This window comes from Lacinutrix iliipiscaria (genome assembly GCF_042686125.1).
GTDB classification, from domain to species: Bacteria; Bacteroidota; Bacteroidia; order Flavobacteriales; family Flavobacteriaceae; genus Oceanihabitans; species Oceanihabitans iliipiscarium.
The window spans coordinates 176772-202431 of record NZ_JBHUOV010000001.1; the positions used below are offsets into that span (position 1 = coordinate 176772).

Genomic DNA, 25660 nt, shown 5'->3' on the forward strand with positions numbered 1-25660 from the left:
TTTTTATTTAAAGTACGATAATAATTCTGATTTTTTTGAGGCCGAAACCATGATTTCTTTACCACTATTTAAAATAACATATCCTCCTTTTCCTTTAACATACTTTATCACATGATTCACGTTAATTAAATAACTTTTATGCACTCTTGCAAAATTGTGATTTAATAACGCATCTTCAAAGTACTTTAAAGTTTTACTTACGAGTTTCTTTTTATTGGTGTTTAAATAGATTTCGGTGTAATTATCATCGGCTTTACAATACAAGATATTATCGGTTTCGATAACTTCAAAACCATCTTGTTGAGGAATAGTGATTTTGCCATTGACACTATTGGTTTTTGGCACAAGCACTTCGTCTTGTAAAGCATCTTCTTTGGTTTTAATTTCTACGACATAATCTACAGCTTTAATGAGTTCATCAATAGAAATCGGTTTCATTAAATAATAACTTGCGTGTGCATTTAAAGCATCTATCGCATAATGATTATACGCGGTTACGAAAACGGTTTCAAAAGTGCGATCGCCAACTTTATCTAATAAATCAAAGGCATTACCATAAGGCATTTCTACATCTAAAAAAACAAGATCTAAGTTATTGTTTCTAATAAGGACTAGCGCTTCATCAACATTAGCTGCTTCGCCCAGAATATGAACATTCGGACAGTATTTTTGGAGATAATTTGTTAAAATATCTCGGCTAGTTTTTTCGTCTTCTACGATGATGGCGTTTAGTTTCATTTAATCTTTTTTAAGTGTTACAACGACTTTAGTTCCTGTGTCGTCTTCATCTTGATAATCGTCAATATACACATCGACTTTATCTTTATACATTTCATTTAAAATGTCAACACGCTTTTTAATGTTGTTCATGCCTTTAGAATTCTGTTTCTTTTGATTTTCGGTTTTTAAGGCTTTAGACTTTTTGCGTCCTATTCCATCATCTACAATTGAAATGGTAATTTCATCATTACTTTTGGTTGCTATATTTATATTCAAGTGACCTTTATCTTCTTTATATCTTAATCCATGCCAAACAGCATTTTCAATATAAGGCTGCAATAACATAGGCGGAATTTGAAAATCGTTAATCTTCACATCATCATCGACAGTAATCTGGTACTCGAACTTATCTTTAAATCTGAAATGCTCAAGTTGGGTATATAATTCTAAGAGTTCAATTTCTTTTTCTAGAGGAATAAAATCCTCTTCGCTATTCTCTAAAACCGAACGCATGAGTTGCGAAAAATCTGAAAGATATTTGTTGGCTGTACGCTCATCATGAGAGGCTATAAAACTATTTACAGAATTTAACGCATTAAAAATAAAATGTGGATTCATCTGACTTCGTAGCGATTTAAGAGCTAACAAATTATTAGCTAACTTTTGTTGTTTGATGTATTTATACATCAAATAAGCTGTAACGAGTAACAGTAATAAACCTCCAAACAAAGAATAGATGACAAGTTTTTGGCGTTTACTTTGCTCTACAGTAAGTTGATAATTACTTTGAGTTAATGCACGATCGCTTTCTAAGCTGGTTATTCTATTTTGCTTTTCTGATATGCTCTTACTAAAACGACTTGCTTGGGTGATTTCCTGTTCCATTTTGGCATATAGCGCATCTACCGTTTCTTGGTAAGATTTATAGGTTTCTAGTGCTTTGTCGTAATTTCCAGCGTCACGATGCGTTTCAGAGAGTTTTCTTATGGCGTCTTTTTTAACGACTAAATCTTCATTGTTTTCGGCCTCTTCTATACTTTTTTCTAAATAAGGAATTGCGTTCGTATAATCTTTTTGCAAGTAATAAGCATTTCCTATTTTATAGTTTTGTTTTTGAGGTGTAATGGCACTTTCATTTTCTACAATTGAGTCTGTGTCTTTTTCATAATCTTCAATAAACTCAAGAGCTTCTTTACGTAATTGTATTTCAGTTCCATAAGCTTGGTTATCATTTTGAAAATCGGCCACTTTAACTTTTTCTTCAATAGCTCTTTTTTTATTCTCTTGGGAAGCTAGGTTTAATGAGTTTTCAAAATAACTATTCGCTTCTTTAAGCTTACCTGTTTCGTTATAGGCTTGACCAATTTTAGAGTTTAAATCTGTAACCTTAGGTTTGATTAAGTGTTTTACAGCAAGGTCTAATCCTTTTTTATAGGATTGTATTGCAGAATTATAAGTCTTCGTTTTCATATAAACATCTCCAATACCTTCATGGTATATAATCTTCTGATATTTTGAAAGGCTATTGTATGTTATTTCATTAAACGTTTTTAAGCTTTCATCATATGCCTTATTTTTAAAGTAGGCATTGGCTAATTTAAGTTCTACTTCATTCAAGGTGTTATTTTGAAGACTTATTCTATAATTAGAAATAGCAAGATCATATTGTTTCCATTTCATGTAAATATCTGCTAGCACTTCATAAGCTTCACTATTTTGTTTTACTGAGTAACTTTGAGATAAAGCTTCTGTAATAAACTGAATACTTTTTTCGGCATCGGTTTTTAAATAAGCTTCTGCAGAATCTATTAAATTATTAAACTGTTTTGTATTAAGCCTTCGTTTTGTACTTGCACGAGATCCTACTTCTGGATGCACCTCTACCTCTATTCTTTCAGCATTTTTTATCGTATGATATACGGTTCCAAAGTCTTTATGTCTAATTATTAACTCATCGCCAACTTTAACTAAAATTCGGAAATCTCCTGCACTATTGGTCCTTGTGTATTCTCCTCCATTAACTGAAATACTAACATCAGCTATAGGGTTATAGGTATCGACCTCAACCACAGAACCTCTAACTGTAAATTCGGTATTATTCTGCTCTGTTTCATTATTTTGAGAATACAAATAATGTGTTTGACTTAAAAGCGCAAAAAATAATATGTATTTAATAAAAACATTCATTCGCCTAATTCTAAGGTATAAACTTACACACTTTAATTTACACTTTAAAATGATACCTTTTAAGGTTTGACCTTTTTTATCACTAAAAAGTGTACTTCACTCATACAGAAACAAACTTTACTCATTGGTCTAGGTTATTCACTCATTCTGTGTTTTTTGTTTCAAACTTATATGATAGGTTTATGTAAAATTTAAAAAAGAAAAATATGAAATCGACATTAAAAATAAACTTGTTATTACTGGGTTTTCTTTGTCTAACGGCTTGTCAAGCTAAAACTAAAAATCAAGACACCGCATTAGCTATTCATAATCCAAAAACTGAGAAGCCAAGTCAACAATTTATTAAAGTGGCCTTATTACTTGACACAAGTAATAGTATGGATGGTTTAATTGACCAGGCTAAAGCTCAACTTTGGGAAATTGTTAACGAACTGTCTTATGCAAAATGTGACGACGCTAAACCCAACCTTCAAATTGCTTTATATGAATATGGCAACGATAATCTTAATGGAGATGAAGGCTATATACGTCAGGTAATAGGTTTTAGTCAGGATTTAGACGAAATCTCAAAAGAGTTATTTTCTTTAACTACTCAAGGCGGAAATGAATTTTGTGGTCATGTTATTAAGACTTCATTAAATCAACTTAAATGGGACAATAATCCAGATGACTTAAAACTTATTTTTATTGCTGGTAATGAACCTTTTACACAAGGACATGTAAGTTATAAAGACGCTAGTCAATTAGCACACACTAAAGATGTAACTGTGAATACTATTTTTTGTGGCGATTATAACCAAGGTATTTCTTCGTACTGGAAGGATGGTGCTGATTTAACACATGGTAATTATATGGCCATTAATCATAATTACGAAACGGTTCATGTTGCGTCTCCTTACGATGACACTATTTTAGAGCTAAACAATAAGCTAAACAGCACCTATGTTGCATATGGAAGTTCTGGTCGACAAAAAATGGCATTACAATCAGAACAAGATAAAAATGCTAAGACCTATAGTGAAGCTAATGCAGTAAGTCGTGCAGTAAGTAAAAGTTCTCATCTATATAAAAACAAATCTTGGGATTTGATAGATGCTACTGAAGATGAATCTTTTGAATACAAATCATTAAAAGAAATCGATTTACCTAAGGAGCTAAAAGGTAAATCTGAATCGGAAATTAAATTATACTTATCTAAAAAAAGAGAAGAAAGAGAACAGATTCAAACACAAATTCAGGATTTAAATTTAAAACGTAAACAATATGTTTTGAAACAACAGAAACACGATAAAAACAATCTTGAAAACGCCATGCTAAATGCGATTAAAACACAAGCGAAAAAGAAGAATTATAAATGGGACTAACGTCCAACAAAAAAGCCTTGACAATGTCAAGGCTTTTTTATTTACTTTTATATTATTGATTAATTGCAGGGCAATTACAATGGTACTTCTCTTTTCTACAATTAAAGTTATAACCTAATGTTATTTGATGAAAGCCAGAGTTGTTAAACACAACAGAATTCGCTTGATAAGCATAAGTATATGCAAACATAAAGTCTTTATAGTTAACCCCTAAAATAGGTGAAATGTATTGTAGTTTTTGAGTATTAACACTAGAGCCATCTAAATATTCAGCACCATCTAAACTACGTCTGTAAGATAATCCTCCCCAAATTTTCCCAAAGTCCATTTCCTTATAGGCCTTAAGGTTGATGTCAAATGAAGACTCTTTAGTTCCATCCTTATGTTGAAACATAATTGAAGGTTCATAAGACCATTCGCTACCAAACTTTCCGAAAACTGAACCTACAGAAATTAAATAACGTCTTAAATTACTTGTAACTTCTATATCGTTATTAATTCCTTTATTATCTAATATATTCTTTACCGTTGCATGAGCATAAAAATTATACAAATGGTAAGAAAAACCAAAATCTATATTAAAATTCGTAGAACTTTGCTCAATTCCAGCAATAATTGGGTCAAACCCTTCAGCTAAAAAAGCTGTTTCATCAAGCTTATATTGAATAACTCCAACACTTAAACCAAATGATAACATATTTAAATCTATTTCGTTTCTAGAAAACATTAAATGATGAGCATAAGTCACATAAGCTCCATTTTGAGAATGAAAACCATTCTTGTCTGAATATACGATAGCTCCTATAGCAGATTGTGTTTCACCAATTCTACTATTCACACTCAACGTTGCTAATTGTGGAGCATCTTCTTGTCCAAACCATTGTTGCCTTCCTGTTACTCTAATCTTTGCACAAGTAGCAACACCAGCCATAGATGGGTGAATTAAATAGTAATTATCCGTTAAGTAATCAGTATAAATAGGAAGTCCTTCTTGAGCATTAGCAAACTGGGCAAAAAACGCCACAAATGCTAATATGTATAACCTTTTTAAATTCATAGTTCTAATATTCAAGGTAGATGGGTTTAAATAAAATTGTTTCTCCTTGTTTTATAACTTCATTTTCTCAAATAAATTATAAATGCTCCAAATATATAAAATTTAGATTTCATTGATAGTGACTTAAAAGTTAAACCTTTTTAGGCTCAATCAATTTACCAAGAAAACCCAAATATATAGATTACTGTTGTTATCTTTTAGTATTTTTGCAAAAAAATTGATTGATTATGTCTACATATAAAGTTTCAATTCAAGAAACAAACAACCCTAGTATCTTAAAATTTGAATTAAACCAATTCATTACTAAGCATCAAAGCTTTGAATTTAACAATATAGACGAGGCTAAATCCTCACCTTTGGCTCAGCAATTATTTTACTTACCATTTGTAAAAAAAGTATATATTTCTTCTAATTTTATTGCTATTGAGCGCTATAATATTGTAGAGTGGAGTGATGTACAAGATGATGTTTTAGAACAAATACAAAATTACTTAAATAATGATGGTGTTGTTATAAAAGACAGTACTGCTGCTAAAAAAACACCTGTAACTGTTTATGCTGAAAGTACACCAAACCCTTCGGTAATGAAATTTGTAGCCAATAAAAAATTAGTTGCTGCAACCTTTGAATTTACTTCAATAGATGAAGCAAAAGTCTCTCCACTTGCAACAGAATTATTTCACTTTCCATTTGTAAAAAGTGTGTTTTTAGATGAAAATTTTGTGTCTATTACAAAATATGAAGTTGCTGAATGGAATGATATTACGATGGAACTTCGTGAATTTATTAGATCATTTATAGAAAATGGAAAAGATATTGTTATTGCTAATGCGCCTGAAGTCACTAAAAAAAGCCCTGAAGCCTTAGACAAAACATTTGAAACCCTAGACGACACTTCTAAGGAAATTATAAATATTCTAGAAGAATATGTAAAACCAGCTGTTGCAAGTGATGGTGGGAATATTCAATTTGAATCCTATGACGTAACTACTAAAAAAGTTAAAGTAATTTTACAAGGCGCATGTAGTGGATGCCCTTCATCTACATTTACTTTAAAAAATGGAATTGAAAATATGCTTAAAGAAATGCTTAAAGATAAAGTTGATTCTGTTGAAGCTATAAATGGTTAAACTACCATTTTAACTCCTAAAATTGTAGTTTATCTAATTTACAAACCATTCCAATTATTTGAATGAATTTTGGGCTATTATTTGTAAATTTAGTATTCAATAATTTTTTAACATAAAAAACACATATTATGGCAGTAATGAAAGTAATAGAAGTCATGTCAAATTCTGACAAAAGCTGGGAAGATGCTACTAAAAAAGCAGTAAAACATGCTTCTAAAAGTGTAAAAGGTATTAAATCTGTTTTTGTACAATCGCAAAGCGCTGTTGTTAAAGATAATGATATCACAGAATTTAGAGTCAATTTAAAACTGACTTTTGAAGTCAACTAAATCTTTAATGATTAAACAGAAAAAGCGTTCAAGAATGAGCGCTTTTTTTGTGCCTAAAATTCGCTAACTTTGGTTATGCACAACCTTTTACCATTTTTGCTTCTTTTTGTAATAAATTGTAGTAGCCAAAATCCGAAACCAGTGACACATCCATATACAAACAACCTCATAAACGAAACGAGTCCTTACCTTTTACAACACGCTCATAATCCTGTAAATTGGTATGCATGGAATGATGAAGCTTTAACTAAGGCTAAGACACAAAACAAACTTATTTTATTAAGTGTTGGCTATGCTGCGTGCCATTGGTGTCACGTGATGGAGCATGAAAGCTTTGAAGACGTAAAAGTCGCTCAAATCATGAATAATCATTACATCAATATAAAAGTAGATCGAGAAGAACGTCCTGACATCGATCAAGTGTATATGAATGCTGTACAGCTAATGACTGGACGTGGTGGTTGGCCTATGAATGTTATTGCATTACCTGACGGAAGACCTGTTTGGGGAGGTACCTATTTTCAGAAAGAACAATGGATGAGTGCTTTAGAACAAATTTCTGAACTCTATATTAAAAACCCTGAAAAGCTTATTGAATATGCTGATAAATTAGAAATTGGCATTAAGTCAATGGATTTGGTTCGTCTTAATACTGAAGAGGCCGTTTTTAGTAACGAATTAATAACTAAAGCTATTGATAAATGGACTTCTCATTTTGATTATCGTGAAGGCGGCATGAAACGTTCGCCTAAATTTATGATGCCAAACAATTATCATTTTTTACTAAGATATGCTTATCAAACTAAGGATGAAAAACTCCAGCAATTTGTTAATCACACTTTAACACAAATGGCTTATGGAGGTGTTTTTGATCAGTTAGAAGGTGGATTTTCGCGCTATTCTGTTGATGTTAAATGGCATGTTCCACATTTTGAAAAAATGCTCTATGATAATGGTCAGCTCGTGAGTTTATATGCCGATGCTTACCTCATTACTAAAAACGAATTATATAAAACCACGATTACTGAAACACTTGAGTTCATTAAAAACAACCTCACCAATAAAGAAGGTGCATTTTATTCTTCGTTAGATGCTGATAGTAAAAATGCTTTAGGTGAATTGGAAGAAGGTGCGTTTTATGTTTGGCAAAAAAAACAATTAAAAGCGTTATTAAAAGAGGACTACGACCTTTTTTCAGATTACTACAATATTAATGTTTATGGATTTTGGGAACATGACCATTATGTTTTAATTCGTCGTGATGATGATGCTTCAATGATGAAGAAGCATGGTCTTACAAAAAACGAATTACTTCAAAAGAAGAACAGTTGGAAATCATTATTATTAACTGAACGTAATAAAAGAGATAAACCAAGACTAGATGATAAATCACTAACCTCATGGAATGCTTTAATGTTAAAAGGCTATGTGGACGCTTATCGTGTGCTTCATAATCCTGAATATTTAGCTGTAGCTGAAAAAAATGCACGCTTCATCATAAATAAACAGTTACGCGAAGATGGTGGTTTAAACCATAATTATAAAAATAAAAAAATCACAATAAATGGCTACCTCGAAGATTACGCAACAACTATTGAAGCTTTTATAGCGTTATATGAAGTGACTTTAAATGAAGTTTGGTTAAATACTGCAAGAGACTTAACGAATTATAGTTTTGATCACTTTTTCGACGACCAAAGTAAACTGTTTTATTTTACTTCAAACTTAGATGCTTCACTGGTGTCAAGAAATATAGAATATCGTGACAATGTTATTCCTGCAAGTAATTCTATAATGGCTAAAAATCTGTTTAAATTATCGCATTACTTTCATAATTCACATTATTACAAAACAGCGACAATAATGCTTAATAATGTAAAACCTGAAATTGTAGATTATGGCTCTGGCTTTTCAAATTGGTTAGATTTAATGATGAATTACACCTATTCATACTATGAAGTGGCAATCTCTGGAAAGGATGTTAAGCAAAAGCTAAAAGAGTTACATCAAACCTATTTACCAAACATACTCATTACTGGAAGTGATAAAGAAAGTAATCAACCCTTATTACAAAACAGATATGTAGAAGATAAAACGTTAATTTATGTGTGTGTGAATAACACTTGCAAACTTCCCGTTTCAAAAACCGAAGACGCAATCCAACTTTTAAAAGAATAAATTTATGAATACTATACTTATAATATTAGTCGCTTTTGTAGCATTAGAACACTTTTACTTTTTAATATTAGAAATGTTTTTATGGACCACGCCTAAAGGCATTAAGACTTTCGGGTTAGAAAATGCTGAATTTGCAGAAAAAACTAAAGTATTAGCTGCCAATCAAGGATTATATAATGGTTTTTTAGCTGCTGGATTAATTTTTGGATTGTTGAGTGAAGCAACCTGTTTTATTGCATTCTTTTTGATATGCATTGTCATTGCTGGAATTTATGGCGCATACTCAACTAAAAAAGCTAAACTATTTTATGTGCAATCTATACCTGCAATTATAACATTATTAGTAATTTTGTTGAATTAATTTAAAACAAATTTCAAACACTATGGAATTACAAGAATGGATAGATAAAGCATTTGAACTTTTAATTGATTTTGGGCCAAAAGTAATAGGAGCAATAGCCATATGGATTATTGGTTCTTGGGTGATTAAAGCCGTACTTAAAAGCCTAAGAAAAGTTTTAAATAAAAAAGATTACGATCCTAGTTTACAAAAATTCCTACTCAACTTATTAAGTTGGACTTTAAAAATAGTACTTATTGTTGTTGTTCTTGGTACTGTTGGTGTAGAAACCACTTCGTTTGCTGCTATATTAGCTGCTGCTGGTTTAGCAGTTGGAATGGCTTTACAAGGTTCTCTTGGTAATTTTGCAGGTGGTGTTTTACTGATGATATTTAAACCCATTAAAGTTGGAGATTTAATAGAAGCGCAAGGTGAATTAGGTGTTGTAAAAGAAATTGAAATCTTCACAACAAAATTAACAGGACTTTCAAATCGCGAAATTATTATACCAAATGGCGCATTATCTAATGGCAATATTATTAACTATACTACAGAAGGGACTCGTCGTGTTGACCTTACTTTTGGCGTAGGCTATGACTCAGATATAAAACAAACTAAAGATGTTTTAATGAAAGTGTTAACATCAAACCCTAAAGTATTACAAGATCCAGCGCCTACAGTAAATGTTTCTGAACTTGCTGACAGTTCAATTAATTTTGCTGTGAGACCTTGGTGTAATGCTGAAGACTATTGGGATGTTTACTTTGGAACAACAGAAGCTGTTAAAGAAGCGCTTGATGCAGCTGGAATCGAAATTCCTTATCCTCATCAAGTAGAAATACAAAAAAAGGAAGCTTAGTCTTTTTTAGCTTTTAAGGCTATAAAATCTTTTAAGTAAAAAGGTTCAAAATAAGCGACATCTTCGGTGTCGTTTTTTTTGTGCTTTTCATAAGCAATTGCAGACATTTCATTAGCAGATGGGAGCTTATCTTCTATAAAAATAGCATTTTCATGTGTGATCAGTGTTTTTGTTTTTTCTACACCATTTCCAATAAAATAGACTTTACCTAGTTTTAAATAATTAGCGAAAGAATGTGCTTCTAAAATTTGAGCTTCTATAGGTCTAATGACTTTATATTCTGCATCAAAAATAGCAGAATAGACTTCCATGCGTCTTGCATCAAGCATAGGCACAATAAACCCTTCTTTAATTTTTACTTGGTGTGCTAAAGCTTCAAGTGTAGAGACCGAAATTAATGGCTTGTTTAGAGCGAAGCATAAACCTTTTGCTGCAGATACGCCAATACGCAATCCTGTATAAGAACCAGGACCTTTACTGACAGCAATGGCGTCTAATTGTGATGGTTTGATGTGATGTTTTTCAAGAAGTGCACTAATATAAACATGCAAGCGTTCTGCATGTGAATAATTTTTATCATAATCTTCTTGTAAAGCAAAAGTCTCTCCTTGTTTAGAAAGAGAGACTGAGCAATTTGTTGTAGCTGTTTCTATGTTTAAAATTAGTGCCAAAATAATTTACGAAGCGTCTTCAGATTTATCATTAGCACCTTCTTTTTCAGACTTTAATTGAACATCGTCATTGTTTTTCAACGACTTTGTTACTGTATTATATGGTCCAGTAATTATCTCTTCACCTTCATTTAATCCTTCAAGAATTTCAATATTAGAATTATCTTGAACACCAGTTTTTACGACACGTAATTTAGCTTTTGTACCTTCTTTAATAAAAACACATTCAAACTTTTCTTCACTTTCACTAGCCACTGCATCTTTAGTTTTTATTTTTCTTGTAGAAGAAGTGTCTGTTTTGATAACGATAGAGCTAATTGGCACACCAATGACTTTTTCACGCTTATTCGTAATGATATCTACTGTTGCCGTCATACCTGGCCTAAAAGGCGAATAGTTTTCATCTCTTCCTTCTAATAAATCTTTATAAGATTCTTCAAGAATTCTAACTTTAACTTTAAAATTAGTTACCTGATCTGCTGTTAATACGCCATCCGCAGAGTTTGCAATTTCGGTCACTAATCCTTTAAACTGCTTTTTTAAATAGGCATCAACCTCAACAATAGTAGAATCGCCAATATTCACTTTAACAATATCATTTTCATTCACATCAACTTCAACTTCCATATTCGTTAAATTAGCCACACGCATAATTTCTGTTCCTGCCATTTGCTGAGTTCCAACGACACGTTCACCTAATTCAATGCTAAGTTTAGAAATTGTACCACTCATTGGTGCATAAATATTTGTTCTATTGAGGTTGTCTCTAGCTTCATTAACTGTTGCCGCAGAACTTTGTACACTATAATAAGCTGATTGTTTATTGGCTTGAGCAATTTCATAAGAAGAAACCACTTTATCCCAATCTGCTTTAGAAATAATTCCCTTATCAAATAACTGTTGATTTCTATCGTAATTTGCTTTAGCTTCTTTAAGCGAAGCTTCAGCTTGATTTAATCCTGATTTTACATTTTGTAATGAGGCTTGAGAACGATTTAAACTAGATTCATAAATATCTGGATTAACGCGAACTAATAAATCTCCTTTTTCAACTTGTTGTCCTTCAACGATAGGAAGCTCTATAACTTCTCCAGAAACTTCACTCGATAATTTAACTTCAATCTCAGGTTGGATTTTTCCAGTAGCAGAAACAGTTTCAACAATATCGATTTTAGCAATTTTCATAGCTTCAATCTCTTTAAAATTGCCTTGTTTCCCAAACCAACCTGCCTTCTTTCCTCCTATTAAAAAGACAAGCAATACAATTACCGCAACAACAATAATGGTTAGTGTTTTTTTACTCATTTTGGTTAATTTATTTTAGTAATTGGAATTCCAAAATAGAATTCTAATACTTTTAGTTTAAATATATGATCGTATTTGGTTCTTACCACTTCACTTTGCGCTGCCTCTAATCGGTTTTTAGATTGGCTAAAATCAAAGGCATTTAACATGCCTACATCATAACGCTCTTTAGAGTAATTAAAAGCTTCTTCTCGTGCCGCAAGTGTTTCTTGTGCAGCTTCATAAGCTTTAAGAGTACCTTTAGCATCATTATACGCTTGATATACATTAGTTTCAAGATCAAGACTTGCTTGCTCTAATTGAAATTTTGTGCGTTCTACATTAATTTTGCTACGTTTAATATTGTTTTTTACAGAAAACCCATTAAATATAGGAATGCTTAAATTTAGTGAAAAACTATGACTTTTATTATCTGAAACTTGGTCTTCAAAAACTGGTGTATCAAATAGTTGCGAATTAAAATAGTTGGTTCCAAAACTATAAGAACCTCTTAAGGAAGGCTGTATAGCGCCTTTGGCTATCTTTAAATTATACTCCGCTATTTCGCTATTATTTTGTGCAATTTTCATATCATAGCGTGTCTCTTTAGCTTTAGCAATTATTGCTTCTGGCGACTCATTTAATACACTTGATGGTGGGACTTGATATTCTGTATCGATAATATCAAAATTTTCATAATCTTCAATTAAGAGTAATTGTGCTAGACTTATTTTAGATAATAAAATTGCATTTTCAGCATTTACCACTTGCTGCTCTTGTGAAGCAATTGTCGCACGAACTTCTAACAAATCACCTCTTGGGATAGATCCAGCATCAACTAAATCTTTGGTACGTTGTAATTCTTCAAGCGTGATTTCTTGTTGTGCATTAAGGACTTTTAATTGCTCTTTATTAAACAGGATTTGAAGAAAAGCATTAGCGACACTTAAAGAAATATTATCTTTCATATTGTCTAGCTGATATTGACTTGCCAATATTTCTAGGTTAGAACGACGTAATTGATTTAAGTTTCTTAGACCAGTATATATATCAACGCTTGAGCTCAATCCTCCACTAAGATTTCTTGTCGTAGAGTTGACAGCATCAAAAGTAACAGGATCTTGGTTTAGTCCAATATTCCATGAATGTGTAGCGCTTGCGTTAAGTGATGGCATAAAGTTTCCAAAAGCATCTTTTTTATTGAGCTCAGAGTTTTGCAAATCTAATTCATTTTGCTTGATCGTAATATTGTTATCCAAAGCATAATTCACACATTCTTCAAGCGTCCAAAGCTTATCTTGCCCATGAGAGGCTATACTTGTAAATATAAATAATAAGACTACTATTTTTTTCATTTGATTGTATTTATTCTTTTTTATGGACAAAAGTAATAATCCTTTAAACATCTATATAAAATTAGAATTGAGTATTAATGTTTAATTTATAGTACTATTATATGTCTTTGTAAATGTTAAAGTGTTACATTAAAATTAATTATTTTGAGCATATTTAGGAACACCTTGAATTTGATTCCATACTTTTATTTTGTCATCTTTAGTCACGCCACTTTTAATCTCAACAAAGATTCCATCACTAATACCAAGTTCTAAGTCTTTACGCTCAAATTTTTGATCACTCGTTTCAATTTCAACAAAAGGGTCTTTGGTTTCAGAATCATATTGAACTAAGGCTTCTTTTATAGCTAAAACTTTTTCCGCTTTATCTAAAATAATAGAAGCATTAGCACTTAAACCTGCTCTAATAAATGTTGAATCTATTTTTTGTAATGTCCCTTTGATTTCAAATTGAATAGCACCATTTTCGGCAACACCTTTAGGAGCTATATAGTCTAAAATTGCATCAAATTTTTTGTTTTCAATAGCACCAACTGTGATTTCAAGAGGTAATCCTTCTTTTATTTTACCGACTTCACTTTCATCGACTTTACCTTCAAAAATCATTTTCTTAACATCAGCTAAAGAAGCAATTGAAGTCCCTTCATTAAAGTTATTGGCTTCTATAACTTGATTTCCTTCTTTTACTGGAACATCTAAAACCATTCCCGAAACTGTTGCTCTAACTTGAGTTTGCGCGATATTGCCTAAACCACTTGTCGTTCCTGTTTTAATTATATCATAATTTTGTCTCGCAGAAGTTACATTAATTTTTGCCTGTTCAACACTTTGTTTTGCTTGTAAGTACGTGTTTTTAACCGCTTCAAAGTCATTAGCAGAAATCACTCCCTTATCAAATAGAGCTAATTGACGATCATAACTCGCTTGCTGTGTTTGCAAATTGATTTGTGCCGTTTGTAATGCTGTATTGTTAGAATTGATATTGGCCTTTGCATTTGTTAATGAAGATACATTAGGTATAACTCTAATTTTAGCAATTAAATCTCCTGCATTTACGTATTCTCCAGCTTCAATAAAAATTTCTTCAACCACTCCAGAAATGTTTGATTTAATTAAAACCTCATCTTTAGGCACAATACTTCCTGTAGCAACTGTTTTAACAGTTATGGTTTGTTCACTAGCAACATCTGTTGTGTATGTTACTGGGTCTTCTTGATTTTTTTGCCATAAATAGTATAGTGCTGCTCCAAATACAACAACTATAAGTGTTAATACGATTATGGTTTTTGTTCTTTTCATTTTTTAAAAAATTGATTGATTGTTATTTTTTATTCTATTCTTAAAGCGTCAACAGGTTTCATTTTAGTTGCGCTATTTGCGGGAATTAATCCTGCTAATAAACCAGAAATTACTAATATTAATAATGCCACTAGAATGACTGTCATACTTACACTTGGGTTTGCAAAATTCTCTACAGGGCCATTCATATCTAAAATATAATTAAGAACCCATATTACCCCAGCTGCAAATGAAATACCCACCATACCAGAAATAATTGTTAGCAGTAAACTTTCTTGCAACACCTGAGATTTGATAGTCCATGGTGAAGCTCCTAAAGCTCGTCTCACTCCTATTTCTTTAGTACGCTCTTTAACTACTATGAGCATAATATTACTTATTCCAATTATTCCAGACATTAAAACTAGTGCGCCAACGAAATAACCAACGAAAGATAGTATTGTGAACAATCCGTTGACACGATTAAACGCTTCAGATAAATCAAAATTACCTATAGCTCGTTCGTCTTCAGGATGTACTTTATGGCTTGCTCTCATTAGCTCTAAAATTTTTGGTTTTAGCGATGTAACCGACACATCATCATTAGACGTGATTGCCATCCAACCAACACGATCTCCTCTATTAAAGGCTTGGCCAAAAGTGGTGAAAGGCATAAAAATAGTATTTGCATCTTCTTCTTGATCGCCACTATTAGCCGCTTTGAACGTTCCGACAACTAAAAAATTAACCCCATTAACTTTTATATAAGTCCCTAAAGCATCTTCACCTTTATCATATAGAGCTTTGACTACATCTACGCCAAGAACACAAACCTTTCGTTTACTATTAATATCAGAATAACTAATAAAACGCCCTTGAATAATATCCATTGGTTGTTGTTTAATAAACTCTGGATAGTCGCCATAAATTGAGAAAGCACCTGATTTTGTACCTCTAATAACATTATTCCCACCATTAAATCCTCCTAATTGATTTCTTGGAGACACATATTTTAATTGAGGTAATTCGCGTTTTAAAGTTTCAACATCCTCTAATTTAAAGTTAAAGCGTCTTCCTTTAGGCAGGCCTTTGTATGCTTTTGTTGTTCCTTGTGTCCACATAAACATAGAGTTAGTGGCGAAATTTCCAAAATCAGCAGTAACCCCGTTTTTTAATCCATTAGTCAAAGCCAATAGCAAGACTAAAATGGTGATACCCCAAAACACACCAAAAGCAGTCAAAAAAGTTCTAAACTTATTTGCTGTAAGCGCTTGTAATATTTCGTCCCAACGATCTCTATTAAACATATTATTCGTCTCTTAATGCTACAATAGGTTTTATTTTTGCTGCTCTATATGCTGGAAAAAATCCTGCTAAAGCTCCTGCAAAAACGAGTATAAAAACAGTGGCTAACGCTGTATTGAAATCTACTTGGGGATATTTAATAAAATCGCTTTCAATTAAAGGACCGACCAATTCTAATAATGCTAGTCCAAGAATAAGTCCGAATAACCCTGCAAACATTGTTACAAATACAGACTCTTGAAGAATCATACCAATAATAGACCACGGTTGTGCTCCTAAAGCTTTTCTTATTCCTATTTCTTTGGTGCGTTCTTTTACAATAATAAGCATGATGTTCCCTACACCAACTACACCTGCAATAATAGTTCCAATACCAACAAACCAAAATACAGCAGCAATGGTATCAATTAATGAAAATATTTTTTTTGCTTCTTCTAAAGTGTTATAAACTCGCACTGCATTAGTGTCATCTGGTGCAACGGTTTGTCTTTGTTTAATTTCACTTTCTATAGCTGATGAAATGACTTTAGATTCTTCAACAGCTTGTTCAAAATTATCTGACATTTTTAAAGTAAACATCATATTTCTAATTCGATCTGCACCATTAAAGGCCAATTGAGCTGTTGTTAGTGGCAAAAACACTTTACTTTCATCGCGCTCTCCACCTGGATCATAAAACACACCCACAACTTTAAAGCTAATACCATAAAGTGAAATGTTTTTATTTAATGGATCTTCACCTTTAAACAAATCCTGACTGACTTTATTACCAATTACTGCTACTTTTTTAGATTCATCTACATCAGTAACACTAATGAATCGTCCTTGACTAACATCTGCATTTTCTATAAATTGATTTCCTGGTAAAATGCCTTGTATTCTATAATTTCCTGATTCATTTTTATAATTTACTAATCCGCCCCAAATGGTATAGAAAGCAGACTCATGTTCAATGTTTTCAGCATATTTATTTGATATTGCTGTATAATCATCATTTTTTAACTGTACATATCGACCCGGATTTAGGCCTTTATATTCTTTGGTGGTAACCCCTGTCCATACACTAACCAAATTGGTTGCATCTTTTTGGAACTCCGATTTCACACCATTTTGTATTCCAGTGCTAAAACCTAGAAGTATAACCAATATAAATATTCCAGAAGCTACAGAGAGTCCTGTTAAAAAAGTACGAAGCTTGTTCTTACTTAAAGTTTCAAATATTTCTTGCCAACGTTCTAAATCAAACATGTGCTGATGCTCTAACTTGTTCTACTGTACTATCATCAATAATCAAACCATCTTTAAGGTTTACGATGCGTTTTGTCATTTGTGCAATATCATGTTCGTGCGTGACAACAAGAATTGTTTTTCCTTCATCATTAATCCCTTGAATGAGTTCCATTACTTCATAAGACGTTTTTGTATCTAACGCTCCTGTTGGTTCATCTGCTAAAAGCACTTTAGGATCACTAGCAAGTGCTCTAGCAATAGCCACACGTTGTTTTTGACCTCCAGATAATTCACTAGGCAAATGGTGAGACCATTCGGCTAAACCTACTTTTTCTAAATAATGCATCGCTTTATCTGCACGTTCTTTTCGTTTAACGCCTTGATAATATAGAGGCATAGATACATTATCTAAAGCCGATTTATAATTGATTAAATTAAAAGACTGAAAGATGAACCCTAGGAATTTATTTCTATAATTAGCTGCAATCCTCTCATTAAGGTTTTTAATTTTTACATTATCTAGTGTATATGAACCTTCATCAGCTTCGTCTAACATTCCTAAAATATTAAGTAAAGTAGATTTGCCAGAGCCTGAAGAGCCCATAATAGATACCAGCTCTCCTTCGTTTACATCAAAATTAATGCCCTTTAAAACGTGAAGCGAATTGCTTCCCATGTGATAAGATTTATGTAAATCTTTGATTTGTATCATGATTTGATTGATTAGCTTATGCAATATTACATAAACCACTATATGATTTATACTAATAAAGTGTTAAGATATCGTTTAATACCTATAGCAGTAAGACTAGTGAAACTTAAAATTGTTACAAAAAGTATATACTATTTAACTTTATTTTTGGAGAATTTTCTATAAATAAAGTAACCAATTCCGCCAACTAATAGATATGGAATTGCCATTAAGTAAATTATACCGTTGTTTACCCCTTCTGCTGTAGATTGCCCTTCTTCACTTTCTAAAACGGCACGACACATAGCGCATTGTGCTTCGGCAGGAATTGAAACTATGAAGATTAACACAAGAAGAAGAATTGTTTTTTTCATCTTAAATTATACGTAATAAGGCGAAATCATAAGATATACAATAACTCCAGAAACTGCAACATATAACCATAATGGGAAAGTAATTTTGGCTATTTTTTTATGACGTTCAAAATTTTTAGTAATAGCCCTTACATAAGTAATAAGAACAAATGGGATGATGATTATTGACAATAAAATATGAGTTAGCAATATAAAATAATAGATGTATTTTATTGTGCCTTCACCGCCAAATTTAGTTGAATCGCTTGTCATATGATAGGCTACATACATAGCTAAAAACGCAACAGATAATGTAATAGCAAACTTCATTAAGCCTTCATGCAGTTTTATTTTTTTGTTTTTTATGGCCCAAAAAGCGACTATTAAAACTAAAGCAGTCACTCCATTAATTGTGGCATAAATTGGAGGCAAAAAACTTAACGGTTCAACGTTTGGTATTTTAACTCCAAATAAAATAGCAACCACCACAGGAATGGCAATTGACAGAATAACAATCCATTTGTTATATTTTTTTTCTTCTGCAGTTTGTTGATTACTCATTTAGTAGTTTTTTGATATCTTCTTTAAGCATGGTGATTTGTTGTTCCTGACCTTCATCATCAACTTGTTCTTCTTCAGAAATCATCCCATTGTAATAAATTATTGGATTTCCATTAATGATTCTAGAACGAATAAACCCTTTTTTATCTATTAATGCAAAGTTACCTGAATGTTCAAAGCCACCTTCTGCTTCAGAGTCTGCAGCTGTATATAAATTAAAGCCTTCGTTTGCTAATTTATAGATTACAGCTTCATCACCTGTCATTAAATGCCAATTCGGATTGGTGATTTTATATTTTTCAGCATAGGTTTTTAAAACTTCAGTTGTATCAAACTCTGGGTTAATTGTAAAAGATGCAACGCCAAAGTTTTCATTATCAGGAAATTCATTTTGAATCTGGACTAAATTCCTATTCATTCTAGGGCAAATGGTTGGACAAGTCGTAAAGAAAAATTCTACAACATATACTTTACCTAAATAATCTTGATTAGTTATTAGTCTTCCATTTTGATTAACAAAACTAAAATCTGGCACTTTTTTAGGCTCTCCATTAATTTCTAAAAAAGCTAAATCTGAGGTTTTACCAATGTCGTTATTAGAAACTGACACACTTCTACTTTCTTCTCTAGAAATATCTTTGTTGGTTGCACGATCTACAATCTTTGGGATAAAAATAATCCCAAACACTAGTATTGTTAACGCTATACCAACGTACGAATAATTAGTTTTCTTATTCATGGTTTTGTTTTAAGTCGCTAGCACGTCTTGTTGTACTATCAAAATTTCCTTTACGTTTTTGCCTGTATTCTGTAAAGACAATTCGTAAATCTTCACTCATTTTATTTTTTATCTCGGCAACTTCAATACAATCATAAGATTTCAACTGGTAAACAGGTGTGTTTTTTTGTTTTTCATTATCTGTTCTATCATCTAATCGACCTCTTAAATGGAGTTCTTTGTCAATAATGACCACTTTATTTGAACCTAGATGAGCATCTAAATTAGTTATTAAATTTAGGCTACTGTATAATTGATTGATTTGATTATCACTTCCATAAACATAATGCCAATATTTTAAAGGTTCGTATTTACTTAATTCATTTTTTAGTTGTAAAACGTCTTGCTTAGCGCTGTCTGGGACAACCATTACAATTTGAAATTTTTTAAATCCTTTAAATTTATCGTACATCAATTCTTTTAAATTTGACATCGCAATAAGTTTATCTATAGGTTGATGTCCCAGAAAACCTAATATGGTAATATGGTCTTTAAGCTGAATTGTTTCTTCATCACCTGAAGTAAAAGAAGTCACATCTAAAACCTGTTCTTCTATAATATCTAATGTAATATAGTTGTGTTTTGCAGGATACATAAACAATAGAAATGTTACAGGAAGGAAGAATAAAATTCCTAGGACAACATTTCGTTTTATTTGCTTTTTGTTCATAGTACAAAAATAAAAAAAGGTGGTTTAATAACCACCTTTTATCTATAATTTAACGTCAACTGTTATGTTAAAAATCACGTTTAACAAAACCAGAAGAATATACTGTTTCAATATAACCACCTTCTTGTAAAAGAATGAATATAAGGTAGAGAATTAAAAATATAGCAGTCCAAACGACCATACGTCTTAAGGCTTTAGTTTCATCGCGCATATGCATAAAATCCCAAGTAATATAATAGGCTTTTACGATAGTTAAGATAATGAAAATCCAATTCAACATTTTCATTCCTAAAAATTTAGCCATTAAAGCTTCAGGTTTAATAATACCTAATACGACTTCTATAATAGTTACAAATGTTAAGAAAACTAGGACGCCCCATATTTTCTGTGTATTAGACTTAAATTTTAAAAGTCCTCTAAATATTTCTAATTTATGTTCGTGTGCCATTTTTAAATATATAATCTAAATTAAACAAGGTAAAAGAATGTAAATACAAATACCCAAACTAAGTCTACAAAGTGCCAATATAGTCCAACTTTTTCAACCATTTCGTAGCTTTTACGTCTTTCGTAAGTTCCTAATATTACATTAAAGAAAATAATGATATTAATAACTACACCTGAGAATACGTGAAATCCGTGAAATCCTGTAATAAAGAAAAAGAAGTCTGCAAATAATGGTGATCCATATTCATTAACATGAAGGTTTGCACCTTGCACAAAAAGTCTTCCGTTTTCTTTTATTTGTCTTAGAGATTCGGCTCTAGATAAAACTGTTTTCTCGCCATGTTCATTAATAATTTGAGTTCTTACTAACACATTAGGATTGGCTTCAAGTCCAGCTGTTACTTCTTCCATAGAATATGCAGGTAATGCGCTTTCTGATGCAAACCACAATCCGTTTTTTCTAACGTGTTGAGTTCTTTCTCCTTCATGAGTAACGGCAAAATCTGCCACAGCAACACGCTTAAACTTCTGCGTTCCATCAACGTCAACATATTCGCCAAACTGAAGAATATTACCTCCTCTGGTTTGTACTGCGCCATATTCACCTTTAATAAATGTATTCCATTCCCAAGCTTGAGAACCAACAAATATTAAACCTCCAATAACTGTTAAAAACATGTAAATGGTTACTTTGGCTTTATTCATATGATGTCCAGCATCAACAGCAAGTACCATTGTAACAGATGACATAATAAGGATAAATGTCATGAATGCCACATAATACATTGGTGCATCTACACCATGTAAGAAAGGAAAGTGAGTAAACACTTCATCTGCAATTGGCCACGAATCAATAAATTTAAATCTTGAAAATCCGTATGCTGCTAAAAATCCTGAAAACGTTAAGGCATCAGACACGATGAAAAACCACATCATCATTTTACCATAACTTGCTTTAAGAGGTTGGTTGCCTCCTCCCCAAGTTTTGCCTTCTGTACCAGTAGCTACTGTAGTGTTCATATAATTGGTTTAGTTTTTAAAAGTTGAACAAAAATAATCAATTTATTTTTCTAACGAAACATACTACCCTAAAATTTAAAGACTCTAAATAAGCTTTAACCTAGTAGTCTATACTATCTCTATATAATATTGTAAATTATCTCACAAAATATAAAAACAAAAAGAGATACAACCATAGAATATCTATAAAGTGCCAAAAGGTAGCTGCAAGCTCAAAACCCAGCATATTTGTTGCGCTGTACTTCTTTTTAAAGTGCTTATAAATTACAACAAGTAAGCATATTAATCCAACAACAACGTGTAAGATATGCACCATAGCAATTAAATAAATATAAGACATGGTTACATTACTTGTTGGTCCAGTAAAATTATAACCTAAGTCTATTATCTGTTGAAAACCTTGAAATTGATTAAATATAAAAGTAAGACCTAAGACTAAAGTGACTAGTAGCCATACAGAAGTCATTTCTCTATTATTATTTTTTAAAGCACGTTTTGCTAAAATAAAAGTGAAACTACTCACCAAAATTACTACTGTACTTATTAAAAATGCGTTTGGTAATTGAAAGTCTTTTAGCCAATCTGGTCTAGAACTACTCACTACAAAGGCACTAGTCCAACCAGCAAAAGACATAATTAATGAAATAATACCAAACCAGAGCATCATTTTTTTTGCTCTACTATTTTTCTCTTGAATGGTGCCTTGGGTTAAATCCATGATTATCGTATAAATTTATCGAGTACATAAACAATTTGAAGCAAGGTAATGTACGACACACTTGCTAGCATTAATTTTTTTGCTGCTTCTGTAGTCATTTTTTTAAACAACTGTATTGCAAAATACAACATCCCTAAACCTAATAATCCGACTACAATTGCAGACATAGGTGTTAGAAATAGCTTACCTGTAATTCCAAATGCTGGAACTAATGACGCTAAAAGGGTCCAAATAGTATACACAATGGTTTGTACAGCAGTCCCTTTATCCTGTTTCCTTGTAGGTAGCATAAAGAATCCTCCTTTTTTATAGTCTTCAAATAAAAACCAACCAATAGCCCAAAAATGAGGAAATTGCCAAAAGAATTGAATAGCAAATAATGTTCCTGGCTCAATACCAAAATCATTAGTTGCTGCAACCCAACCTAACATAAATGGGATAGCTCCAGGGATTGCACCCACAAAAACCGCTAATGGTGTTTTGGTTTTTAAAGGCGTATAAACACAAGTATATAAGAAAATAGAAATCGCACCAAACATGGCTGTTTGCGGATTAATAATATATAAAATGACAATCCCTAAAATGGTAAAAATAGACGCTATGACAAAAGCTGTATTTACAGACATTCGCCCTGCTGCAACAGGTCTGTTTTTGGTACGATCCATTAAAGCATCTAGGTCTTTTTCTATAATTTGATTGAAAGCATTAGAAGCACCAACCATAAAATAACCTCCAAAAGCTAATAGAGTAAGTGTGGTATAATTTACTGTTTCTACACCTAATAAATATCCAGCAAGTGATGAAAACACAACACTTAATGCTAAACGCATTTTGGTGATTTCTTTAAAATCTGAAATTAAAGAAGGTTTGACAGAAGATGTAGCTAATTGGCTCAATGCGTATTGTTTTACGCGTGCAAAGATACTTTATAAAACGGTATTTAAAAAGAAAAAACGACACGCTTTTCTTATATAATAAAGGTCTTAGTTTTGTAGCATTTAAAACTATTACAAATCAAAATACCAATTAAACAAATCGGTTCTAACACCAATATTAAACCATACTGTATTATTTTTAAAGGCCGTTTCTGTTTCAGCTTCAGGATTATAATTCCTTAGACTAACGTCTGCAAATATTTTAAGGTTAGTTGCTGGATTAATTAAGTATCCTGCTTGTAAATTTGTGAAAAAGGTAGTGGTTTTATTTCCTTGCCCTACAGTAATCCCTGTATCACTTGGTCTTTCATCATAGTCTCTATAAATATCACCTCCATAACTAAAAGCATCAGTTGCGCTATTAAAGTCTAAACCTCGTGAACCTACTACGACTTTAGCATTTCCAAACCATCTTTTATAATGATAACGACCAATAAGTACAAACTCACTAAAATTTGCTCCCCAAAGATGCGCCATAGATTGGTTATTATGACCATAATTAATTTGAGGAGTTCTATGTGAATACGTATAAGGTCTTACACGATTATATTCTGCTTGAAGCAAAAGGTTTTTTAACTTAAAGGCATTGTAATATTTAAACCCTAGCTGATAACCAAATTTATTCTTCCAACTTTTATCTCCGCCTGTAATATCTTCAGTAGAAAACTCATCTAATATGAATTGGCTATAAATATTTACATTATCGTTAACTTTATATTTTGCTGATAATCCCATAATTGCATTTCCAGCATCTTGACCTGTTTCGAACTCTATCGCACGATAAAAAATAATTGGGTTTAAGTAATTCACATCAAAATCTCTATTGTCTGATTTTGACCAAATTACAGATTCAAAAAATCCTATATTTAATCGTTTTGTTGCATTCCAACTTAAAAAATGGGTCGCCATGTATTTACTTAAATATGCTCCATTTTCATCAACTGCATCTGGACGAACATCTTTTAACCACATCCATGTATTGGTATACTTTATTTTCCAGAACTTAGTATTAATTTTAAAGAATGGTGAAGGACTAGCCACGTCACTTATAAAGAGTGATCGATAACCATCTCCTATAAAATTCTTTCCATGACCAAATTGTACATTTAAAAAATCTGCAGGTGAATAGGATAAATAAGCTTCAGCTACAGGGTAATCATAAGAATCTTTTTTAAAACGTTTAGCAATACCTCGCCCAGGAATAATTCCTGCTCCATCTACAGCACGTATAGATTCGGCATACTGATTGTAATATTGTGCAAAGCGTCCTTGACTTTCAAAAACTGAAGCATAAAAGCTAAATTTCTTTCCAAGACCTCCTTGTATGTAAATTCCTCTGGTATTATTATAAGTGGAGCTAAAATCTGCATCTGTATCTTTACCCACTTCAAAATCAAAAATTGGATCAATAGTAAACCAATATTTTTCCGTTTGATAACGCACTAAATGTTCATTCCATAGCTTTCTTGATAGCAATGTTTCTTTTCCCTTTTTTAAGGCCTCTTTTTCGGCTTGGAAATCATAATATTTAGAGACATCTTCATAAATAAAAGGCTTAGAAGCAGTATGACTATTTGTTCCAACCAAATTAATATTCCTATCAAACTTCGCATAAAAACTGTGTGTAAATGGAATATTTAATTGACTCGTGAACTCCTTATTAATATATGGCACAAGACTTTGATTTACGCTGTCGTACTCTTTTTTTACCTCTTCTTCTATCTGGTTTTCTTTCTCAGCTTTTTCCTCATCTTTTGAAAGGCTTTTTGTAGAAACTGTTTGATTTACTAATGGGATTTGAATAGAAATGGAATATTGCTTATAGGTTGGCTTACTATTATAAGTTCCAGGTTTAATTTTTGGAAATTCTTCAAAAACACGTTTAGCTTCAGTTTTAAGTTCTTCATAAATAGCATCAACATAAATAACTCGGAAATCTCCTTCTTTATCAACTTCAAAAAGTACAACAACTTCTCCATTATAATTTTTTTCAGTAACACTTTCTGGTACTTTAAACGTATTATAAATATGTGTGTAGATATTAGTATCAAAACATGCTTGAAGCTCGTCAACACTTACAGACTCACAATTAGAGAACATAGGAGGTCTTTCATATGTAGATTGATTTTGAGAGCATACAATATATTGAGTAAAAAGAAGAAGTAAGACTGTGAATTTCTTCATAGTAGTTATGCGGTTT

General features: G+C 31.9%; 25 protein-coding genes. 6 read left to right on the forward strand and 19 right to left on the reverse strand.

The window, feature by feature from the left end:
- Positions 1-3: 3 nt before the first annotated feature.
- Positions 4-738: a LytR/AlgR family response regulator transcription factor gene (locus ACFS5M_RS00810; RefSeq protein ID WP_183484428.1), complete on the reverse strand. Its 735-nt coding sequence runs from the start codon at positions 736-738 to the stop codon at positions 4-6.
- Positions 739-2907 (reverse strand): tetratricopeptide repeat-containing sensor histidine kinase, encoded by a 2169-nt coding sequence (locus tag ACFS5M_RS00815; protein WP_183484431.1) that lies wholly within the window; start codon positions 2905-2907, stop codon positions 739-741.
- Between the two features lie 206 nt (positions 2908-3113).
- Here ACFS5M_RS00815 and ACFS5M_RS00820 point away from each other — a divergent pair, with 206 nt between their 5' ends.
- The gene (locus tag ACFS5M_RS00820; RefSeq protein ID WP_183484434.1) at positions 3114-4271 is read left to right on the forward strand and encodes a vWA domain-containing protein; all 1158 of its coding nucleotides are present in this window, start codon (positions 3114-3116) and stop codon (positions 4269-4271) included.
- Positions 4272-4323: 52 nt separating this feature from the next.
- Here ACFS5M_RS00820 and ACFS5M_RS00825 read toward each other — a convergent pair whose 3' ends face one another.
- Positions 4324-5328: a PorP/SprF family type IX secretion system membrane protein gene (locus ACFS5M_RS00825; protein WP_183487177.1), complete on the reverse strand. Its 1005-nt coding sequence runs from the start codon at positions 5326-5328 to the stop codon at positions 4324-4326.
- 227 nt (positions 5329-5555) lie between these two features.
- On the opposite strand from ACFS5M_RS00825, the gene ACFS5M_RS00830 reads away from it, so the two are divergent.
- The 5 genes from ACFS5M_RS00830 to ACFS5M_RS00850 all read left to right on the forward strand — a co-directional run bounded on the left by ACFS5M_RS00830 (position 5556) and on the right by ACFS5M_RS00850 (position 10164).
- Positions 5556-6458 (forward strand): NifU family protein, encoded by a 903-nt coding sequence (locus tag ACFS5M_RS00830; RefSeq protein WP_183484437.1) that lies wholly within the window; start codon positions 5556-5558, stop codon positions 6456-6458.
- A 128-nt stretch (positions 6459-6586) separates the two neighbouring features.
- Entirely contained in the window at positions 6587-6787 is a 201-nt protein-coding gene (locus ACFS5M_RS00835; protein ID WP_183484440.1) for a dodecin family protein, read from the forward strand.
- 141 nt (positions 6788-6928) lie between these two features.
- Positions 6929-8965 carry a thioredoxin domain-containing protein gene (locus ACFS5M_RS00840; protein ID WP_379897618.1) on the forward strand — a complete coding sequence of 679 codons (2037 nt, stop codon included), beginning with the start codon at positions 6929-6931 and terminating at the stop codon, positions 8963-8965.
- A 4-nt stretch (positions 8966-8969) separates the two neighbouring features.
- Entirely contained in the window at positions 8970-9326 is a 357-nt protein-coding gene (locus ACFS5M_RS00845) for a DUF1304 domain-containing protein (protein ID WP_183484445.1), read from the forward strand.
- Positions 9327-9348: 22 nt separating this feature from the next.
- On the forward strand, positions 9349-10164 hold the full coding sequence (locus ACFS5M_RS00850) for a mechanosensitive ion channel family protein (protein ID WP_183484448.1): 816 nt from the start codon (positions 9349-9351) through the stop codon (positions 10162-10164).
- Here the strand turns inward: ACFS5M_RS00850 and tsaB are convergent.
- The 16 genes from tsaB to ACFS5M_RS00930 form a co-directional block, all read right to left on the reverse strand.
- Positions 10161-10835: a tRNA (adenosine(37)-N6)-threonylcarbamoyltransferase complex dimerization subunit type 1 TsaB gene (tsaB, locus tag ACFS5M_RS00855; RefSeq protein WP_183484451.1), complete on the reverse strand. Its 675-nt coding sequence runs from the start codon at positions 10833-10835 to the stop codon at positions 10161-10163. The two genes, ACFS5M_RS00850 and tsaB, sit on opposite strands and share 4 nt — an antisense overlap.
- Positions 10836-10841: 6 nt before the next feature.
- Complete coding sequence (locus ACFS5M_RS00860; RefSeq protein ID WP_183484454.1) at positions 10842-12140, reverse strand: efflux RND transporter periplasmic adaptor subunit; 1299 nt, start codon at positions 12138-12140, stop codon at positions 10842-10844.
- A 5-nt stretch (positions 12141-12145) separates the two neighbouring features.
- The gene (locus ACFS5M_RS00865; RefSeq protein ID WP_183484457.1) at positions 12146-13474 is read right to left on the reverse strand and encodes a TolC family protein; all 1329 of its coding nucleotides are present in this window, start codon (positions 13472-13474) and stop codon (positions 12146-12148) included.
- 135 nt (positions 13475-13609) lie between these two features.
- On the reverse strand, positions 13610-14773 hold the full coding sequence (locus ACFS5M_RS00870; protein WP_183484460.1) for an efflux RND transporter periplasmic adaptor subunit: 1164 nt from the start codon (positions 14771-14773) through the stop codon (positions 13610-13612).
- Positions 14774-14802: 29 nt separating this feature from the next.
- A complete protein-coding gene (locus ACFS5M_RS00875) occupies positions 14803-16059 on the reverse strand; it encodes an ABC transporter permease (protein ID WP_183484463.1) in 1257 nt (418 codons plus the stop codon).
- Between the two features lies 1 nt (position 16060).
- Entirely contained in the window at positions 16061-17305 is a 1245-nt protein-coding gene (locus ACFS5M_RS00880; protein WP_183484466.1) for an ABC transporter permease, read from the reverse strand.
- Positions 17298-17999: an ABC transporter ATP-binding protein gene (locus ACFS5M_RS00885; protein WP_183484469.1), complete on the reverse strand. Its 702-nt coding sequence runs from the start codon at positions 17997-17999 to the stop codon at positions 17298-17300. The genes ACFS5M_RS00880 and ACFS5M_RS00885 overlap by 8 nt, the downstream gene beginning before the upstream one ends.
- A 131-nt stretch (positions 18000-18130) precedes the next feature.
- Positions 18131-18352, reverse strand: a complete 222-nt coding sequence (locus ACFS5M_RS00890) for a hypothetical protein (protein WP_183484472.1) — start codon at positions 18350-18352, stop codon at positions 18131-18133.
- Between the two features lie 6 nt (positions 18353-18358).
- Positions 18359-18892, reverse strand: coding sequence for a DUF420 domain-containing protein (locus tag ACFS5M_RS00895; RefSeq protein ID WP_183484475.1), 534 nt, complete (start codon positions 18890-18892; stop codon positions 18359-18361).
- Positions 18885-19631: an SCO family protein gene (locus ACFS5M_RS00900; protein WP_183484478.1), complete on the reverse strand. Its 747-nt coding sequence runs from the start codon at positions 19629-19631 to the stop codon at positions 18885-18887. Before ACFS5M_RS00900 ends, ACFS5M_RS00895 begins: the two co-directional genes overlap by 8 nt.
- Positions 19624-20340: a hypothetical protein gene (locus ACFS5M_RS00905; RefSeq protein WP_183484481.1), complete on the reverse strand. Its 717-nt coding sequence runs from the start codon at positions 20338-20340 to the stop codon at positions 19624-19626. The genes ACFS5M_RS00900 and ACFS5M_RS00905 overlap by 8 nt, the downstream gene beginning before the upstream one ends.
- 67 nt (positions 20341-20407) lie before the next feature.
- Entirely contained in the window at positions 20408-20788 is a 381-nt protein-coding gene (locus ACFS5M_RS00910) for a cytochrome C oxidase subunit IV family protein (RefSeq protein ID WP_183484484.1), read from the reverse strand.
- A 20-nt stretch (positions 20789-20808) separates the two neighbouring features.
- Positions 20809-21807: a cytochrome c oxidase subunit 3 gene (locus ACFS5M_RS00915; protein WP_183484488.1), complete on the reverse strand. Its 999-nt coding sequence runs from the start codon at positions 21805-21807 to the stop codon at positions 20809-20811.
- A gap of 136 nt (positions 21808-21943) precedes the next feature.
- Positions 21944-22525 (reverse strand): cytochrome c oxidase subunit 3, encoded by a 582-nt coding sequence (locus ACFS5M_RS00920; protein ID WP_183484492.1) that lies wholly within the window; start codon positions 22523-22525, stop codon positions 21944-21946.
- A 2-nt stretch (positions 22526-22527) separates the two neighbouring features.
- On the reverse strand, positions 22528-23421 hold the full coding sequence (gene cyoE, locus ACFS5M_RS00925; protein WP_183484495.1) for a heme o synthase: 894 nt from the start codon (positions 23419-23421) through the stop codon (positions 22528-22530).
- 111 nt (positions 23422-23532) lie between these two features.
- Positions 23533-25644, reverse strand: coding sequence for a capsule assembly Wzi family protein (locus ACFS5M_RS00930; RefSeq protein WP_183484498.1), 2112 nt, complete (start codon positions 25642-25644; stop codon positions 23533-23535).
- Positions 25645-25660: the final 16 nt, after the last annotated feature.

Bases quoted from the DNA above. Each gene is read 5' to 3' on its own strand.
- ACFS5M_RS00835 (WP_183484440.1), top strand. From the start codon at position 6,587: ATGGCAGTAATGAAAGTAATAGAAGTCATGTCAAATTCTGACAAAAGC.
- ACFS5M_RS00890 (WP_183484472.1), bottom strand. From the start codon at position 18,352: ATGAAAAAAACAATTCTTCTTCTTGTGTTAATCTTCATAGTTTCAATT.
- ACFS5M_RS00895 (WP_183484475.1), bottom strand. From the start codon at position 18,892: ATGAGTAATCAACAAACTGCAGAAGAAAAAAAATATAACAAATGGATT.
- ACFS5M_RS00810 (WP_183484428.1), bottom strand. From the start codon at position 738: ATGAAACTAAACGCCATCATCGTAGAAGACGAAAAAACTAGCCGAGAT.
- ACFS5M_RS00875 (WP_183484463.1), bottom strand. From the start codon at position 16,059: ATGTTTAATAGAGATCGTTGGGACGAAATATTACAAGCGCTTACAGCA.
- ACFS5M_RS00870 (WP_183484460.1), bottom strand. From the start codon at position 14,773: ATGAAAAGAACAAAAACCATAATCGTATTAACACTTATAGTTGTTGTA.
- ACFS5M_RS00860 (WP_183484454.1), bottom strand. From the start codon at position 12,140: ATGAGTAAAAAAACACTAACCATTATTGTTGTTGCGGTAATTGTATTG.
- ACFS5M_RS00830 (WP_183484437.1), top strand. From the start codon at position 5,556: ATGTCTACATATAAAGTTTCAATTCAAGAAACAAACAACCCTAGTATC.
- ACFS5M_RS00900 (WP_183484478.1), bottom strand. From the start codon at position 19,631: ATGAATAAGAAAACTAATTATTCGTACGTTGGTATAGCGTTAACAATA.
- ACFS5M_RS00920 (WP_183484492.1), bottom strand. From the start codon at position 22,525: ATGGATTTAACCCAAGGCACCATTCAAGAGAAAAATAGTAGAGCAAAA.
- ACFS5M_RS00905 (WP_183484481.1), bottom strand. From the start codon at position 20,340: ATGAACAAAAAGCAAATAAAACGAAATGTTGTCCTAGGAATTTTATTC.
- ACFS5M_RS00865 (WP_183484457.1), bottom strand. From the start codon at position 13,474: ATGAAAAAAATAGTAGTCTTATTATTTATATTTACAAGTATAGCCTCT.
- ACFS5M_RS00850 (WP_183484448.1), top strand. From the start codon at position 9,349: ATGGAATTACAAGAATGGATAGATAAAGCATTTGAACTTTTAATTGAT.
- ACFS5M_RS00915 (WP_183484488.1), bottom strand. From the start codon at position 21,807: ATGAACACTACAGTAGCTACTGGTACAGAAGGCAAAACTTGGGGAGGA.
- ACFS5M_RS00930 (WP_183484498.1), bottom strand. From the start codon at position 25,644: ATGAAGAAATTCACAGTCTTACTTCTTCTTTTTACTCAATATATTGTA.
- ACFS5M_RS00885 (WP_183484469.1), bottom strand. From the start codon at position 17,999: ATGATACAAATCAAAGATTTACATAAATCTTATCACATGGGAAGCAAT.
- ACFS5M_RS00815 (WP_183484431.1), bottom strand. From the start codon at position 2,907: ATGAATGTTTTTATTAAATACATATTATTTTTTGCGCTTTTAAGTCAA.
- ACFS5M_RS00910 (WP_183484484.1), bottom strand. From the start codon at position 20,788: ATGGCACACGAACATAAATTAGAAATATTTAGAGGACTTTTAAAATTT.
- ACFS5M_RS00825 (WP_183487177.1), bottom strand. From the start codon at position 5,328: ATGAATTTAAAAAGGTTATACATATTAGCATTTGTGGCGTTTTTTGCC.
- ACFS5M_RS00880 (WP_183484466.1), bottom strand. From the start codon at position 17,305: ATGTTTGATTTAGAACGTTGGCAAGAAATATTTGAAACTTTAAGTAAG.
- ACFS5M_RS00845 (WP_183484445.1), top strand. From the start codon at position 8,970: ATGAATACTATACTTATAATATTAGTCGCTTTTGTAGCATTAGAACAC.
- ACFS5M_RS00820 (WP_183484434.1), top strand. From the start codon at position 3,114: ATGAAATCGACATTAAAAATAAACTTGTTATTACTGGGTTTTCTTTGT.